Source organism: Egibacteraceae bacterium (genome assembly GCA_035540635.1).
Classification (GTDB): domain Bacteria; phylum Actinomycetota; class Nitriliruptoria; order Euzebyales; family Egibacteraceae; genus DATLGH01.
The window spans coordinates 37,485-53,221 of sequence record DATLGH010000003.1; the positions used below are offsets into that span (position 1 = coordinate 37,485).

At 72.5% G+C, this 15,737-nt stretch carries 17 protein-coding genes and 1 other RNA gene; 7 read left to right on the forward strand and 11 right to left on the reverse strand.

Going from position 1 to position 15,737, the window contains the following annotated elements; all coding sequences use genetic code 11:
• The 3 genes from VM324_00455 to selD are packed head-to-tail and all read right to left on the reverse strand — an operon-like array spanning position 1 to position 1,787.
• Positions 1 to 276: a ubiquitin-like small modifier protein 1 gene (locus VM324_00455; protein HVL97749.1), complete on the reverse strand. Its 276-nt coding sequence runs from the start codon at positions 274 to 276 to the stop codon at positions 1 to 3.
• Between the two features lie 9 nt (positions 277 to 285).
• Positions 286 to 735 carry a M67 family metallopeptidase gene (locus VM324_00460; GenBank protein HVL97750.1) on the reverse strand — a complete coding sequence of 150 codons (450 nt, stop codon included), beginning with the start codon at positions 733 to 735 and terminating at the stop codon, positions 286 to 288.
• Positions 732 to 1,787 carry a selenide, water dikinase SelD gene (gene selD, locus VM324_00465; protein HVL97751.1) on the reverse strand — a complete coding sequence of 352 codons (1,056 nt, stop codon included), beginning with the start codon at positions 1,785 to 1,787 and terminating at the stop codon, positions 732 to 734. Before selD ends, VM324_00460 begins: the two co-directional genes overlap by 4 nt.
• Positions 1,788 to 1,861: 74 nt before the next feature.
• Between selD and VM324_00470 the strand changes: the two genes are divergently transcribed.
• From VM324_00470 to VM324_00490, 5 genes are all read left to right on the forward strand, one after another.
• Positions 1,862 to 2,500 (forward strand): hypothetical protein, encoded by a 639-nt coding sequence (locus VM324_00470; protein ID HVL97752.1) that lies wholly within the window; start codon positions 1,862 to 1,864, stop codon positions 2,498 to 2,500.
• Positions 2,497 to 3,174, forward strand: a complete 678-nt coding sequence (locus VM324_00475) for a CPBP family intramembrane glutamic endopeptidase (GenBank protein ID HVL97753.1) — start codon at positions 2,497 to 2,499, stop codon at positions 3,172 to 3,174. The genes VM324_00470 and VM324_00475 overlap by 4 nt, the downstream gene beginning before the upstream one ends.
• 30 nt (positions 3,175 to 3,204) lie before the next feature.
• The gene (locus VM324_00480) at positions 3,205 to 4,155 is read left to right on the forward strand and encodes an NAD(P)/FAD-dependent oxidoreductase (GenBank protein ID HVL97754.1); all 951 of its coding nucleotides are present in this window, start codon (positions 3,205 to 3,207) and stop codon (positions 4,153 to 4,155) included.
• Between the two features lie 94 nt (positions 4,156 to 4,249).
• Entirely contained in the window at positions 4,250 to 5,281 is a 1,032-nt protein-coding gene (locus tag VM324_00485; protein HVL97755.1) for a hypothetical protein, read from the forward strand.
• A gap of 135 nt (positions 5,282 to 5,416) precedes the next feature.
• The gene (locus VM324_00490) at positions 5,417 to 5,902 is read left to right on the forward strand and encodes a hypothetical protein (protein ID HVL97756.1); all 486 of its coding nucleotides are present in this window, start codon (positions 5,417 to 5,419) and stop codon (positions 5,900 to 5,902) included.
• A 120-nt stretch (positions 5,903 to 6,022) separates the two neighbouring features.
• Here the strand turns inward: VM324_00490 and ssrA are convergent.
• From ssrA to VM324_00530, 8 genes are all read right to left on the reverse strand, one after another.
• Positions 6,023 to 6,382: a transfer-messenger RNA gene (gene ssrA, locus VM324_00495) on the reverse strand.
• Between the two features lie 63 nt (positions 6,383 to 6,445).
• Entirely contained in the window at positions 6,446 to 6,916 is a 471-nt protein-coding gene (gene smpB, locus VM324_00500; protein ID HVL97757.1) for an SsrA-binding protein SmpB, read from the reverse strand.
• A gap of 43 nt (positions 6,917 to 6,959) precedes the next feature.
• Complete coding sequence (locus VM324_00505; protein HVL97758.1) at positions 6,960 to 8,129, reverse strand: S41 family peptidase; 1,170 nt, start codon at positions 8,127 to 8,129, stop codon at positions 6,960 to 6,962.
• 48 nt (positions 8,130 to 8,177) lie between these two features.
• Entirely contained in the window at positions 8,178 to 9,509 is a 1,332-nt protein-coding gene (locus VM324_00510) for a peptidoglycan DD-metalloendopeptidase family protein (protein ID HVL97759.1), read from the reverse strand.
• Between the two features lie 117 nt (positions 9,510 to 9,626).
• A complete protein-coding gene (ftsX, locus tag VM324_00515; protein HVL97760.1) occupies positions 9,627 to 10,505 on the reverse strand; it encodes a permease-like cell division protein FtsX in 879 nt (292 codons plus the stop codon).
• Positions 10,495 to 11,181, reverse strand: a complete 687-nt coding sequence (gene ftsE, locus VM324_00520) for a cell division ATP-binding protein FtsE (GenBank protein ID HVL97761.1) — start codon at positions 11,179 to 11,181, stop codon at positions 10,495 to 10,497. Before ftsE ends, ftsX begins: the two co-directional genes overlap by 11 nt.
• Before the next feature lie 111 nt (positions 11,182 to 11,292).
• Complete coding sequence (prfB, locus tag VM324_00525) at positions 11,293 to 12,432, reverse strand: peptide chain release factor 2 (GenBank protein ID HVL97762.1); 1,140 nt, start codon at positions 12,430 to 12,432, stop codon at positions 11,293 to 11,295.
• A 58-nt stretch (positions 12,433 to 12,490) separates the two neighbouring features.
• A complete protein-coding gene (locus VM324_00530; GenBank protein HVL97763.1) occupies positions 12,491 to 13,093 on the reverse strand; it encodes a hypothetical protein in 603 nt (200 codons plus the stop codon).
• Between the two features lie 16 nt (positions 13,094 to 13,109).
• Between VM324_00530 and VM324_00535 the strand changes: the two genes are divergently transcribed.
• Positions 13,110 to 14,981, forward strand: a complete 1,872-nt coding sequence (locus VM324_00535) for a glycoside hydrolase family 15 protein (GenBank protein ID HVL97764.1) — start codon at positions 13,110 to 13,112, stop codon at positions 14,979 to 14,981.
• A gap of 65 nt (positions 14,982 to 15,046) precedes the next feature.
• Entirely contained in the window at positions 15,047 to 15,703 is a 657-nt protein-coding gene (locus VM324_00540; GenBank protein ID HVL97765.1) for a metal-dependent transcriptional regulator, read from the forward strand.
• Positions 15,704 to 15,737: the final 34 nt, after the last annotated feature.

Here is a 15,737-nt window from a genome sequence, read left to right on the forward strand (position 1 = left end):
TCAGCCGCCCGCCACCGCAGGCAGGATCGACACGGTGTCGCCGTCGTCGAGCGGCGTCTGCAGGCCGCCGAGGAAGCGCACGTCCTCGTCGTTCGCGTAGACGTTGACGAACCGGTGGAGCTGGCCGTCCTCACCCACGAGGGCGCTGCGAAGACCGGTGTGGCGCGACTCGAGGTCGTCGAGCAGGTCGGCGAGCGTCTCCCCCTCCCCGCTCACCTTGCTCTGCCCGTCGGTGTGCTTGCGCAGGACGGTGGGGACGCGGACTTCGATCGACATTGGCCCAGCCTAACGCGGGCCGGTCGGAGCCTTCACGCCGTCAACGGTGAGAACCCGCTCGGTGACCTCCCGGTACCGGATGTCGAAAGCGCGGATGACGGGCTCGTCGGGGTCCTGGAGGGACACGATGAGGTAGACCGCCTCGGGGTAGAAGGCAAGCTCGACGTCGGTCGGCGAGGGGTACGCCTCCGTGTGGGTGTGGCTGTGGTAGATCGCCAGGAGGTCCCACCCGCGGTCCTCGATGTCGTTCATGGCCTGCAGCAGCGCCTTCGGTTCCATGTTGTAGTAGGTCATCGACCGCGCGGCGTTCGGGATGGGGTAGTGCGCCCGCAGCTCGCCGTCCTCGCCGGCGAGCAGGCCGCAGACCTCGTAGGGGAAGTCGCTGCGCGCGTGCGCGATGAGCGCGTCGTAGGTGACGCGGTCAAGCTCGAGGTGTCCGGAGATGTCGGCCAGCGTCATCGGTCCGACGGGGTGGGGGGCGCGAGGCGGATGCGTCCGTCGCCGGCGACCACCCGCCCGACAACGGCGGCGTCGTGCCCCGACGCCCGTAGCCGCTCGACCGCAGCTCCCGCGGCGTCGGGGGCGGCGCCGAACAACAGCCCGCCCGACGTCTGCGCGTCGGCGAGCAGCCGCAGGGTTGTCGCGTCGACGCCGCCGTCGTCGAGCTGGTCGGCCGCCCAGGCGAGGTTGCGCTCGCTGCCGCCGGGGACGAGGCCGGCCGCGGCGAGCTCGCGGGCGCCCGGCAGAAGCGGCACGGCCGACGGGTCGACGACGGCGTCCACGCCCGACGCCTCCGCCATCTTCCGCAGGTGCCCGAGCAGCCCGAACCCGGTGACGTCGGTCGCGCCCGCTGCCCCCGCGGCGAGCGCAACCTGGGCCGCCACGTCGTTCAGAAGGAGCATCGACGCGACCGCCGCCTCGACGACCGCGGCGTCCGCCTCCCCCCGCTTGATCGCCGTCGCGACGACCCCGACGCCGAGCGGCTTCGTGAGCACGAGCGCGTCGCCGGGGCGCAGACCCGCGTTCGTGAGCACCCTGTCGGGAGCCACCTCACCGATCACCGCGAGGCCGAACTTCGGCTCCGGGTCGTCGATCGTGTGACCCCCGACCGTCACCCAGCCGCCGTCGCGGCCCGCCTGCCCGGCCCCCTCGAGGACCTCCACGAGGACGTCGGTGCCGAGCTCGTCCGACCATCCGACGAGGTTCAGCGCGAGGAGCGGGCGGCCGCCCATGGCGTACACGTCGCTCGCGGAGTTCGTCGCGGCGATCCGCCCCCACGTGCGGGCGTCGTCGACGAGCGGGGTGATGAAGTCGACCGTCACGACGAGCGCGCGGTCGGGCGCGATGCGCCACACCGCCGCGTCGTCGCCGGTTTCGGCGCCGACGAGCAGGTCAGGATGGCGCACGGGAGTAAGGCGGCGCAGGACCTGCGCCAGCTCGCCGGGGGCGAGCTTGCACGCTCACCCCGCGCCGTGGCTGTACTCGGTGAGGCGTCGGGTCTTCGGGTTCACCCTGCGAGAGTAGCCGCTGCCCGGGCTCTGCCTGGATCGGCACTGTCCCCCGCAACCCGAGGAGGCACGTCGACGTGACCAGCGGCAACGGCCGGCACCGGGTGTGGTACGCCGCGTACGGCTCGAACCTGCACTGGCCGCGCTTCCGCTGCTACCTGCAGGGCGGGCGGGCCTGCGGATCCGCCCGGGTGCACGCGCCGTGCGCCGACCGCCGGCCGCCGCTCGCCGAGGCTGCCACGACGCTGCCCTTCCCCCTGCTGTTCGCAGGGACGTCGCGGACGTGGGGCGGAGGCAGCGCGTTCCTCGACGTGCGCCGCCGTGACGCCTCGACGCTGGCGCGGCTCTACCTCGTCACCGACGAGCAGTTCGCCGCGGTCGTCTCCGCGGAGGCCCGCCACCGCGTCCGGCTGCCATCCCCCGGCGCGGGCGCTCCGCCGTGGTTCAGGGTTGCGCCGGGCACGTACGGGATCGTCGTCGCGTGCGGCCAGCGCTACGGGATCCCGGTCATGAGCCTGAGCGGCATGCCGGGGGGGGCCACGACGGCGCCTCCCCGCCCGAGCTACCTCGGCACGATCGCGGCGGGCCTGCGCGCCGCGCACGGCCTGTCGCCACGGGGCGTTGCCGACTACCTCGCCCCGGTGCCCGGCGTCGCCGGGCACTACCCGCGCGACGAGCTCGTCGCGCTCGCCGGCGGCCAGGTGGCGCACCGGTGAAGTTCCTCGTCGGGGCCGGATCATTCCTCGCGGTCTACAACAACGCGACGAACCTCCTCGGCCTGCCCGACGCGGCGTACGTCCCCGTGAACCTCGCGACCGCTGGCCTGCTCGTCGCCGCGGCGCGCCGCAACGGCTACGGATGGGACACGCTCGGGCTGTCGAGGGCCGGGGTCGCACCGGGGCTGCGCTGGGGCGGGGCCGGCGCCGGCGTCGTCGCGCTCGGCCTCGGTGCCGCGCTCGCCTGGCCGCCCGCGGCACCCCTTCTCGCCGACGAGCGGGTCGCCGGGCTGTCCCTCGGCGGGCTGCTCTTCCGCGTCGGTGTGCGCATCCCGTTCGGCACCGTGCTGTTCGAGGAGCTCGCCTTCCGCGGGGTGATGCTCGGCGCGTGGGCGCGCGAGCGGTCGGTCCCGGCGGCCGTGGCCGGCACGAGCGTGCTCTTCGGTCTCTGGCACATCGGCCCGACGATCGTTCTGCTCGCCGAGAACGACGTCGCGCTCACGGCCGCCGGCCGTGCGGCGGCGGTAGGCGGCGGGGTTGCGCTCACGACCGCCGCCGGCGCGCTCTTCGCGCTCCTGCGGCTGCGCACTGGGGGGATCGTGGCCCCCGCACTCGTGCACCTGGCCACGAACGCCCTCGGCACGCTCGCCGCGTATTGGGCGCAGCGGGTGTGACCACGGCCCAGGGTGGCAAGGAAGGGGCCCATGTATGACGCGATCGTGATCGGTGGCGGCTCCGCGGGCCTGGCGGCCACCACCTGGCTGGCCCGCTACCGCCGGCGGGTGCTCCTCGTCGACGGCGGCGAGCCACGCAACCGCTGGGTCGACGAGTCGCACGGCTACCTCGGCTCCGACCCCATGAACCCCAACACCCTGCTCGAGCGGGCGCGCCACGATCTCGCCGCCTACTCGACGGTGGAGATGCTCGAGGGCAAGGCGAGCAGCGCGGCAGCCGAGCCGCGGGGGGGCTTCGCGGTGGAGGTCGACGGCAAGTGTCACCTCGGTGGGCGTCTCGTGCTCGCCACCGGCGTGGTCGACGCCTTCCCCGACGTCGACGGGTTCTTCACGCACTACGGCGCCGACGTCTTCCACTGCCCCACCTGCGACGGCTACCAGGCGCAGGACCTCCCGGTCGTGGCGTTCGGCTGGGACCCCGCGGTCGCGGGATTCGCCCTCGAGCTGCTGGACTGGGCGAAGTCGGTCACGGTCGTGACGAACGGGCAGCCGTTCGAGGGTAACGGACCGGAGCGGGACGCTCTCACGCGCCACGGCGTCGAGCTCGTCGAGGACAAGGCCGACGCGCTGCTCGGCGCCCGCGGGGAGCTGGAGGGGGTGCGCCTGCGCTCCGGCAGCGAGCTGGAGTGCCGGCTCGCGTTCTTCTCCATCGCCCACCATCCGGTGACGGGGCTCGCGGAGCAGCTCGGGTGCGCCCTCGACGGCGACGGCTACGTCGTCGTCGACGAGCAGGGGGAGACGAGCGTGCCGGGGGTCTACGCCGCAGGTGACCTGACGCCCGGGATGCAGCTCGTGCAGGTGGCCGCGGCGAAGGGAGCCCTCGCCGGCACGAGCTGTGCGCTCTCGCTGCGGGGCGAGGAGGGGGCGCCCGACAACCGCCCACCGGGACCCGACGTCGAGCAGGAGCTGCACGGCGGGTGACCGCCCCGCACGGTCCGCCGAGGCGGCGGGTCGGCGTGCGCAACGGGCAACCGTGGGTAGGACTGCCATGGAGCGACGAGAGGACGGCGCACCCATGCCCGTGTTCCGGATGGTCACGCTGGCCTTCGCCAAGACGTTCAGCAAGCTGTTCGGCCTGGCGACGATCACGTTCTTCGGTCGGGCGCCCTCCCGCGACGACGACAAGGTCGGGCTCGTCGGCCTGCTGTCGCTGACCTGGCTGTCCGTGGTGGTCGCGGCGTTCGTGCCGGCGCTTGCCGAGATTCTCCTGCCGTTCCTGCCCGACGACGAGCGGCTTCTGCGGGGCGTGATGATCGCCGGGAGCGTCGCCATCCCGCCGCTCGTCGGCGTGGTCATCACCCGCATGGAGAACCGCCGCGACGACGTCCGGTCGGTGGCACGCGAGGCGTTGTGCGGATACGGCTACGCGGCGGGGATCGGCATGCTCGTCGTCGCGCTCGTGCTCGTCGTGCCGTTGATCAAGGTCTCCTACATCTTCCGGCGCTTCGACCTCAAGCACATCGCGGTCATGATCTCGCCGGACGACTACGACGCCGTCCTCGAGGAGATCCGCGAGGCCCTCGATCGCCACGGCATCGCCACGGAGGTCCGGGACCCGGAGCGGCCGGTCCTCTGGATTTTCAGGGGGCTCGTGTTCGTCGAGGGCAAGATCTTCCGCCGGGACATGTCCCGGCGGATGAAGGTGGTGTCGGGCCACCTTGACGACGACGAGCGGCGGTGGTTCGAGATCACCGTGCACGCCACCGACATCTCGGTGATCGGGCGCAAGGAGGAGACGAGCTGCGTCATGGCCCTGCTCTCCGAGGAGCTCGACGAGCGGAACGTCTATTTCTCCTGGGACGACTCGTCGCAGGCGCTCGAGGACCGCATCCTCGCCTACGGCCAGGCTCTGGACACCGGCGAGGACGTCGACCCCGACGTCGCCCGCGCGCTGTGCGCCGAGCTGCGCGAGCTCGCCCTGTCGACCGAGGAGTGGAACGCCATCCGCCGGCAGATCTACAAGCTCGAGCGGGACTGCTACCGCGCCCGTGCCGAGCGCTGCGCCGCCGAGCACGACCCTCCATCCCGGCTCCGGGCATCGGGCTGACCCACCGGGGGCCCGGGCCGTTCGTGACACCCCGCGTCCGTGACCGCCCCCGGCTGTGGTGGCCGCCCCGGCCGCCCCGTTCCCGGGGCTTCCCCCGCTCGGGAACCGCCGGCCGGCGGCGGACGTCTTCAGCGCATGAGAACCTTCGCGCTTCTGCTCCTCGCTGGGCTCGTGCTCGTCGCCTGTGCCGACGCGCCCGACGTGGGAGCCGGTGCCGCTCCGCCCGAAAGGCCCGCGGACATCGCCGGCACCGTCACCGCGGTGACGCCCGCACCCCGGCCGGCCGAGGGCTGCCTGCCGGCCGACCCGGAGGCTGACCCCGCGGGAACCGTGTCCAGCGACGACCCGCCCGTCTGCCCCGCGCCCGACAGCGACCAGCTCGGCACCGCCCTTGTCGAGGCCGAACCCGACACGGACACCGGGGACAAGGCGGTGGTGTTCATCGGCACGTCGACGGCGCTGCTCCGCGCGGCCGCAGACGGGTTGGAACCCATCACGTTCGACGACCTGCGGGAGGGGCTCGCCGTCGAGGTGTGGTTCGACGGGCCGGTCGCCGAGTCCTACCCCGTCCAGGCCGGGGGCGCCGCGCTCATCGTGCGCGCCGAGCAGGCAGACGGCTGATGCCCCATCGGGACGAACGGCTGGACGTGCCATAACCGGGCGGAGCCACCGCCGCAGCATTCCCGCCGGAAACGACCGACGCCGCCCCGGAGGGGGCGGCGCCAGCGGCGTCGAAGCCGTCAGTGGAGGTGCCGGGGAGTCGAACCCCGGGTCCGAATGCCTCAACCCCGGAAGCGCTACGAGCGTAGGTTCCGGTGGATTGTCGGGCCGCTCTCGTCCCGGAACCAGACGACGTGAGCAGCCGTACGCCACTTCAGTTTCCCCACCGGCCCGTGGCGGTGACCGGCGGGTGGAGCCTGGTTGCGATGCCCGGTCCCCCACCCCAGGCGAGTGAGGGCGGACAGGCGGCTTAGTTAGGCCACCAGGGCCAATGTGTCGTCGGCACCTAATAGGTTCCCTGGACAGTTTTACGAGGTGACCAGAGGTGCTCGGCTCGCTCTCCCGGGACCGATCGGCATCCGTCGATGCCACGTCACCCCCGCGAAGCGGGTCGTACGAACCATGGAGTTGTCAACGAACCCGCGCAACAACCAGTCTATCCGCCTACGCCTTCTGCCGCTCCCGCAGCGCCCGCTGGATGTCCCGGTCGGCGTCGCGCTTGGCGATGGTGGCGCGCTTGTCGTGGCGGGCCCTGCCCTTGCCGAGGCCGATGAGCAGCTTTGCCCGGCCGTTCTTCCAGTAGAGCCGCAAGGGCACGAGGGTGCGGCCCTGCTCCTGGGTGAACTTCTCGCAGCGGTCGATCTCACTGCGGTGGAGCAGGAGCTTGCGCCGGCGGGTCGGGTCGTGGTTGTGGCGGTTGCCGAAGTCGTACTCGGGGATGTGGGCCTGCACGAGCCAGCCCTCGCCGCCCCGGACGGTGGCGAACGCCTCGGCGATCGACGCCTTGCCCGCGCGCAGCGACTTCACCTCGGTGCCGGTAAGGACGAGGCCCGCCTCGAGGGTCTCGGTGATGTCGTAGTCGAAGCGCGCGCGGCGGTTCGTGACGATGGTGTCGGGGCCCGTCTTCTTCGCCATGACCGGATCGTACGGGCGGCCGCGGTGCCCCGCGGCCCCCGGCCTACGAGCGCGCCGCGCCGACGAGCTCGGCGCGCAGCGCCTCCTGCGCGGCGGCGAGCTGGTTCTCGACCTCGGCCACTACCCGGTCGGGGGCGATGCCGGTGCCCTCGATGGAGTCGCCCGACGACGTGAAGTACTCGGCGGTGGTGAACTTCACCCCCGACCCGTCGCGCAGGGGCCGGACGGTCTGGACCGTGCCCTTGCCGAACGTCGGAGTCCCGACGACGGGCCCGCGGCCGAGGTCCTGCACGGCCCCGGCGACGATCTCGCTCGCGCTCGCCGACGACGCGTCGACGAGCACGACGAGCGGCACGTCGGTCAGCGCCCCGCCCGTCGCCTCGAACGTCTGGCGGTCCCGGCCGCGCTCCTGGACGCTCACGATCGTCCCTCCCTCGATGAAGACGCTCGCCACGGCGACCGCCTCGCGCAGCAGGCCACCCGGGTTGCCCCGCAGGTCGAGCACAACCCCTCGACCCCCCTCCGCCCTATGGCGCTCGACCGCCTCGCGCACGCGGGCTCCCACGCCCTCGGTGAACTGGAGGAGGCGCACGTGGGCGACCCCGTCGTCGAGCCGCTCGACCTCGAGCACCGGCCGGTCGATCTGGGCGCGGATGACGGCCACCTCCCGGGGGCCTTGCGACCCGCCCTCGAGCCCGAGGAGGACCGTCGTGCCCTCCTCGCCCTGCACCCGCTGCACGACCGCCCGCAGGGGGGCAGCGCGCAGGTCCTCCCCGTCGACCGCTACGATGCGCTCCCCGACCTCCAGGCCGGCCGCCTCCGCCGGGGCGCCGGCGATCACGTTGACGATCGTGACGCCCTCCGGGGTCTCCTCGACCATGACCCCCACGCCCGAGAACTTCCCGTCGAGCAGCTCGGAGAAGCTCGTGAACTCCGCGGCGTCGTAGTAGACGGCGTAGGGGTCCTCGAGGCGTTCGAGCATGCCTTGGATGGCGCCCTCGAGAAGCTCCTCGTGGGTCGGGGGGTCGACCGCCTCGCTCGTGATGCGTTCGTAGAGGTCGGCGAGCGCCGAGAAGTCGGGCGGAAGGCCCGTGGGCTGCCCCGCCGCGCGGTCCGGTGCCCCGCCGGACTCGGCCCCGAGGTGGTAGGAGACGGTGACGAGCCCGCCCATGAGCACGACCAGCAGGGCGAGTGCGAGCAGACGGTTACGCATGCCCCCAAGCCTGCCATGCGCCGGGGCGCACCGCGCATCGCCGCCGGGTTACCGCAGGTAGGGCATAGGGTCGCGCGGCTCGCCGTTCACCCGCACCTCGAAGTGCAGGTGGGGGCCGGTGCTCTGCCCCGTGGAGCCCGTCGAGGCGATGACCTGCCCGCGGCTCACGACGTCCCCGGGCGACACGTGGATCTCTGAGGCGTGGGCGGACAGGGTCGCGAGTCCCCCGCCGTGGTCGATGACGACCGCGAGCCCGTAGCCACCCCGCCAGCCGGCGGACACGACGACGCCGCCCGTCGCCGCGTAGATCGGTGTGCCCGTCGGAGCCGCGAAGTCGACGCCGGTGTGCATGCGCGCCGTCCCGAACATCGGATGGCGGCGCATCCCGTAGCCGCTGCTCAGGCGCCCGTCCGAGGGCATGCGCCAGCCGGAGGCGGTCGGCTGCGAGGGCGGGGCGAGGGCCGCCGGAGGTGCGGAGCGGCTGGCGCGGCGCGCGTTCGCGGCGGCCACCCTGCGCGCGTCCTCGACCTGGCGGGCCTCCTCAGCCCGGCGGGCCTCCTCGGCGCGGCGGCGCAGCTCCTGCTCGAGCTGCGCGCTCTCCGTCTCCAGGGAGTCGATGAGCGCGACGTGGGCGGCCCGGTCCGCGTCGAGCTCGGCGAGGATCGCGGCGTGGCGATCGGTCTCCGCGACGACGGCGTTGCGCAGGCCCTGCTGCTCGTTGACGAGGACCGCCACCCGGTCGCGCTCCGCCTCGGCGACGGCGCGCTCGGCGCGGTGGCGTTCCTGCAATAGGGCGAGCTCCACGGCGGTGGCCTCGACCTGCCGTTCGAGGTTGGCGACGAGCGCGACCTGCTGGCGGTCGTTCGCCACGACCCGCTGGACGTAGCCGAGAGCCCGGTGGAACTGGTTGGCGTCGTCCATGCCGAACAGCGCCGAGGAGCTCGACGGTCCCGTGCCGCCGTACATGTAGGAGGCGCGGGCCCGGCCGGCGAAGACCTCGCGCGCGTCGGCGAGGTCCGTGCGGGTGTCCTCCAGCTGCTGCTCGGTGGCGACGAGCTGCCCCGTGGTCGCCTGCAGGGTGCGGTCGGCCGCGGCGAGCGAGCCCTGCGCTCGGGTCAGGTCGCCGGTAAGCGCCCGCAGCCTGTCCTCGAGCGCCGCGAGACGGGTCTGGGACTCGGTGAGGTCGGCGATGGTCGTCTGACGCCGCCCGTCGATCTGCTCGAGACCGCCGCGCGCCCCCTCGAGCTGACGCCGGACGGCCTGGAGGTCGGAGCCTGGGTCGGCGGCACCGGCCCCCGTCACCGGGAGCACGAAGCAGGCGACGCACACGAGCGTCACCGTCCGCCGCGCAAGGCGGCGCCCCTTCCTCACCACACGCACGCGCAACACCCTAGAGGCCTCCAGCCACCACGGGCAACCCGAATCACAACAGTCACAGCGGACGAACGTCCTCCCCGAGGTTCGACCGGTTCGCCCGGGACCTGAAGGCCGCGGCCTCTAGACCGCGAGGAAGCGCCGCAGCGACACGAAGGAGGCGACCGCGGCGATGCCCGCACCGATGAGCACGAGGATCGGCACGACGCTCCAGAAGTGATGGAGCCCGATGAAGGGCACGAAGCTCAGCTCCTGGCGCAGCCCTGTGACGAGGGTGCGCAGGCCCAGGTAGAGCAGGACGCTCGCGAGCGTCGCGCCGAGCACGCCCGCAACGACCCCTTCAAGCACGAAGGGCAACCGGATGTACCAGTTCGTCGCCCCGACGAGCTTCATGATCCCCGTCTGCTCGCGTCGCGCGAAGGCGGTGATGCGGATGGTGTTGAAGATGAGCGCCACCGCCGCGCCGAGCTGGAGCAGCGCGACGACGAGCGCGCCGTTGCGCAGGGCCTCCATCACCGAGAAGAACCGCTCGAGCACCTGGCGCTGGTCGACGACCTCCTGCACGCCGGGATAGCCGGCGAACTGCGAGGCGATCACCTCGTACTGCTGCGGGTCGATGAGCTTGACCCGAAACGAGGCCGGCATGATCTCGGGGGTCACGCTGTCCTGCATGACCGGGTCGCCCGCGAAGATCTCCTTGAAGTGCTCGTAGGCGTCCTCTTTGGACTCGTAGATCACGTCGTCGACGACGGCGCTCTCCTGGAGGTCGCTCTGCAGCGAGGACAGGGTCCTCTCCGGGATGCCGTCCTCGAGGAAGATCGAGACCTCCACCTGCGCGTAGAACAGGTCCCGGGCGAGATCGACCTGCCGCTGCACGAGCAGCGCGGCGCCGAGCAGGGCGAGGCTCACGGTCACCGTCACGATCGTCGCGGCGAGCATGAGGGTGTTGCGCTTGAGCCCGGTCCCGAGCTCGCCGGCGAGGTAGCGCAGCCTAGGACCCATACCCGTACACCCCCCGGGTCTGGTCGCGGACGAGAACGCCGCCGGACAGCTCGACCACCCGCCGGCGCATGGAGTCGACGATGTGCTGGTCGTGCGTGGCCATCACGACCGTCGTGCCCGTGCGGTTGATGCGGTCGAGCAGCTTCATGATGCCGACGCTCGTCGTGGGGTCGAGGTTGCCGGTCGGCTCGTCGCAGAGGAGGATCCTCGGGCGGTTGACGAACGCGCGGGCGATCGACACCCGCTGCTGCTCCCCACCGGACAGCTCGTGGGGCATGGCGTCGTGCTTGTGGGCGAGGCCGACGAGGTCGAGGACCTCAGGGACCGTGCGCTGGATCGCGCTGCGCGGCTTGCCGATCACCTCGAGGGCGAAGGAGACGTTCTCCCCGACGGTCTTGGTGTCGAGGAGCTTGAAGTCCTGGAAGACGCAGCCGAGCTCGCGCCGCAGCGCGGGGATGCGCCAGGCCTTCAGGCTGTTGAGCCGCTTGCCCGCGACGTAGATGTCGCCGGTGTCGGGATCCTCGTCCTTGAGCAGGAGCTTGATGAACGTGCTCTTGCCCGACCCCGAGGCGCCGACGAGAAACACGAACTCGCCCTTCGCAATCTCCAGGGAGATGTCCTTCAAGGCGACGACGCTGTTCTTGTACGTCTTCGTCACGTTGTCGAGTCGGATCACAGGGGCCTCACGCCGACGCGGCGGGTTCGGGGGGATTCGGCAGGCATGCGCGCCCGCGCGGACACCGCGTGCGGGCGGCGCACAGGCTGGAAGACTAGCACCGGGTGGTGGCTACTGCTCCACACCGCCGCCGTGGCCGATCTGGCCCTCCCGCGCCTTCCACTGGAGGTACGCGGCGATGAAGTCGTCGAGGGCGCCGTCGAGGACGGCCGTCGTGTTGCCCGTCTCCGCACCGGTGCGGTGGTCCTTGACCATCTGGTACGGGTGGAGGACGTAGGAGCGGATCTGGCTCCCCCAGGCGACGTCGCGCTGCTCGCCCCGCACCGCCGCAAGCTCCTCCTCGCGCCGCTGCCGCTCGAGCTCGGCGAGCTTGGCCTTCAGCAGCGTCATCGCCGTGGCCTTGTTCTGCAGCTGGCTGCGCTCGTTCTGGCAGGCGACGACGATGCCCGTGGGCAGGTGGGTGAGGCGGACCGCCGAGTCCGTCGTGTTCACCCCCTGCCCGCCCGGGCCCGAGGAGCGGAACACGTCCACCCGCAGGTCGTCCTCGCCGATCACGATCTCGGTGTCGACCGCGTCGAGCAGCGGCACGACGTCGACGCTTGCGAAGGCTGTGTGCCGGCGCTTCTGCGCGTCGAAGGGGCTGATGCGCACGAGGCGGTGGACGCCGCGCTCGGCGTGGAGGAGCCCGTAGGCGCGGGGTCCGTGGACGGTGAACGTCGCGGAGCGGATCCCCGCCTCGTCGCCCTCCTGCTCGTCGTGGACGTCCACCTTGAACCCGCGGTGCTCGGCCCACCGCAGCAGCATCCGCTCGAGCATCTCCGCCCAGTCCTGCGAGTCGGTGCCGCCCGCGCCGGCGTGGACGGTGACGACGGCGTCACGGCCGTCGTGCTCCCCGGACAGCAGCACGCGGATCTCGAGGTCGGCGAGGGCCCGCTGGAGGTCGGCGAGCCCCTCGCCGACCTCGACGGCGGTCGCCTCGTCGTCCTCCTCCCGGGCGAGTTCGTTCAGCACCGCGAGGTCGGACAGGCGGGCGGAGAACTCCTCGACGACCCGCAGGTCGTCTTCGATCGCCGAGATCTCCCCCATGACCCGCTGCGCGGCGGCGGGGTCGTCCCAGAGGTCGGGCGCGGCGGCGCGGGCGTTGAGCTCGGTCAGCCGGCGACGCTTGGCGTCGACGTCAAAGGTACTCCTTGACGTCGGCGAGCTTCGCCTCGTAGTGCGCGAGGCTCGCGCGGTGATCGGTGGCCACAGACAGTCACGCTCCCTGGTCGCTTCCCGAGAGGGTAGCGCCGCTCGGGCGCTTCACGCCTCAGACGGTGCGGCGGACCTCCTTGACCGGCTGCACGACGAGGTCCGCGAGGTCGTCGAGCAGGCGGCGGGCCCGCTCGGCGTCGAGATCCGCGTCGAGCAGGCGGAGGAAAAGGGCGTGCTCACCGTCCCACACCGTCGTCGGCACGCCGAAGACGCCGCACTCGTCGCGGGCCTCCTCGTGCCACAGGCCCACCTCCGCCCGCCAGCGCTCGGCGTCGGCGGTGAACGCGTCGAGGTCGAGCCCGACCTTCGACCCGAGGGCGAGCCAGGCCTCGACGCTCGACGCGTCGGCCTCGTGGTCGTGGACCGCCGCGAAAGCCGCGTCGATGAAGGCGAGGTGCACGTCGCGGCCGGTCTCCCGCGCGAGCTCGCCGAGCGCGAGCAGCTCGAGCCCGGTGCTCGGCTGCTCGCGGTCCCACGGGTTCGACTCCCCGTCGAGGGAGTAGGGGCGCACCTCCACGCTCGCCCGTTCGGGCAGCAGCGACACCCACTTCCACGCCCGGTGGCTGAAGGGGTCCTGGAAGTCGAGGTAGATGGCGGTGAGGGTCGGCACGGTGACGTGACTCCTATCCTGCCAGGCGGTGAGGAAACCTCCCGCCACCCCCTATGCTCGGGCGGTGAACCGCATCGGTGACTACGCCCTGCTCGGGGACTGCCACACGGCGGCGCTCGTCGGGCGCGACGGCTCCATCGACTGGGCGTGCTTCCCGCGTTTCGACTCCCCCTCGGTGTTCGCGCGCGTGCTCGACTCGGCCCGCGGCGGCTCGTTCCAGATCGTGCCGGCGGGACTGCGGGCGACACGACGTGCCTACCTGCCCGACACGAACGTGCTCGTCACCACGTTCGTCTGCGAGGGCGGCACCCTCGAGCTCACCGACTGCATGCCGATCGGGCGGCTCGACCCCGACGACCTCACGAAGGTGGTGTCGCACGAAACCATCCTGCGTCGTCTGCGGTGCACGGCGGGCACCGTCGACGTCGGCGTCGCGATCGCCCCGCGCTTCGAGTACGGCGACCTCGTCCCGTCCTTCCGCCTCACCTCGGCGCAGACGGGGGAGATCGTCGGGGGCGCCGACGCCCTCTGGGTTACCGCGACCGGGCGGCTGGAGTGGCAGGAGGAGGCCTTCAGCGCCGGCTGGCGCCTCCAGGCGGGCGACGAGGAGTGGCTGGAGGTGCGCTGGAGCCCGTCCAACGTCCTCCGCAGCCGCTCCAGCCGACCCCCGGTCGGCCTGCTGCAGCGCCGCCTCGACGACACGATCGCGTTCTGGCGGGCGTGGTCGCGGCAGTGCCACTACGACGGCGACCACGCCGACGCGGTCCGCCGCTCGGCGCTCGTGCTGAAGGCCCTCACCTACGCCCCCACCGGCGCGGTGATCGCGGCCCCGACGACCTCGCTGCCCGAGGAGGTCGGCGGCGAGCGCAACTGGGACTACCGCTTCACCTGGATCCGCGACGCCACGCTCACGCTCATCTCCCTCCTCGTCCTGGGGTTCCGCGAGGAGGCCGACGCCTTCAAGCTGTGGCTCGAGCGCACGTCGGCGGGGCGGGCGCGCGACCTGCAGATCATGTACGGCATCACGGGACGCCGCCTCCTGCCCGAGTTCACCCTCGACCACCTCGACGGGCACCGCGGCTCGCGGCCGGTGCGCGTCGGCAACGCGGCCGCCCGCCAGACCCAGCTCGACATGTACGGCCAGATCCTCCAGGCCGCCTACCTCTACTCCCGCGCGGAGGGCCACCTGAGCCGGGCGAACTGGGCGTTCCTGTCCGAGCTCGCCGAGATCACCGCGGAGCGCTGGAACCAGCCCGACCACGGCATCTGGGAGGTGCGCGGCGAGCCGCGCCACTTCACGCACTCGAAGCTGAACTGCTGGCTCGCGCTCGACCGCGCCGTGCGCATCGCCGAGCGGTCAGGGCTCCCCGCGCCGACCGCCCGCTGGGCGGGTCAACGCGACGCCATCCGCCGCTACCTGCTGACCGAGGCGGCACCCGACGGCTGGCTCCGCCAGGCCCCCGGCGCCGACGCCGCCGACGCGGCCACCCTCGTGGCCCCGGCGTTCGGCATGCTGCCGACCAACCACCCCGTCGTCCGCCGCACGATGGAGCGGGTCCGCGCCGAGCTCGACCACGGCGGGCTGCTCGCCCGCTACCGCACACCCGACGGGCTGGCGGGCGGCGAGGGAGCGTTCCTGCTCTGCTCGTTCTGGCTCGTCGACTGTCTGACGTACGCGGGCGAGCTCGGGGAGGCCGAGGCGCTGCTCGAGCGCCTGCTCGGCCTTTCGAACGACGTCGGGCTGCTCGCCGAGGAGGCCGACCCGACCACCGGGGAGGCGCTCGGCAACTTCCCTCAGGCGTTCACCCACATGGCCCTCGTCACGTCGTGCGCGCACCTGTCGGCGGCCAAGCGCGGTGAGGTGCCGACCGAGGGCGCCCACGACTACGCCGAGCTCGCGCTCGACCGGCTCCTCGCAGCCCGTGCGGGCGGCTGACGCGCTTCGTCGGCTAGAGTGTCCGCAGCCCTGCGCGGGGTAGCCCCTGCCCAAGGAGACCGCCCATGACGCCGCTCATCGACGCGACCGAGATGTACCTCCGCACGGTGTGGGAGCTCGAGGAGGAGCGCATCACGCCGATTCGCGCCCGGCTGGTCGAGCGCCTCAACCTGTCCCCTCCCGCCGTCAGCGAGACGGTCGCCCGGCTCGAGGAGGAGGGGCTCATGCGCATCGGGGCGGACCGGACCCTGGCACTCACCGACAAGGGCCGGGAGATCGCCACAAGCGTCATGCGCAAGCACCGTCTCGCCGAACTGCTGCTCACCGAGGTCATCGGCATGGACTGGGCACACGTGCACAACGAGGCCTGCCGGTGGGAGCACGTGATCTCCGACGACGCCGAGGCGCGCATCGCCGCCGTGCTCGGCGACCCGTCGGTGTGCCCCTACGGCAACCCCATTCCCGGCGCGACGGCACCGCCGGAGCCCGTGGAGCTGATCACGATGGCCGACGCGGCCAAGCAGGGCGACGAGGTCATCGTCCAGCGCATCTCCGAACGGCTGCAGGTCGACGTCGACGCGCTCGCCTTCCTCCGCGAGCACGACCTGTTGCCCGGCATGAAGCTCGCCCTGGACGACGACGCCGGGAACGTCGTCGTCGACGGCGGCCGCACACGGGTCCCCCCTGCCGTCGCCGGACTCGTCTACGTGTCAACGTCCTGAGCGGTGCTCCCGCAGGAGCGCCCGAGCAGGGTCG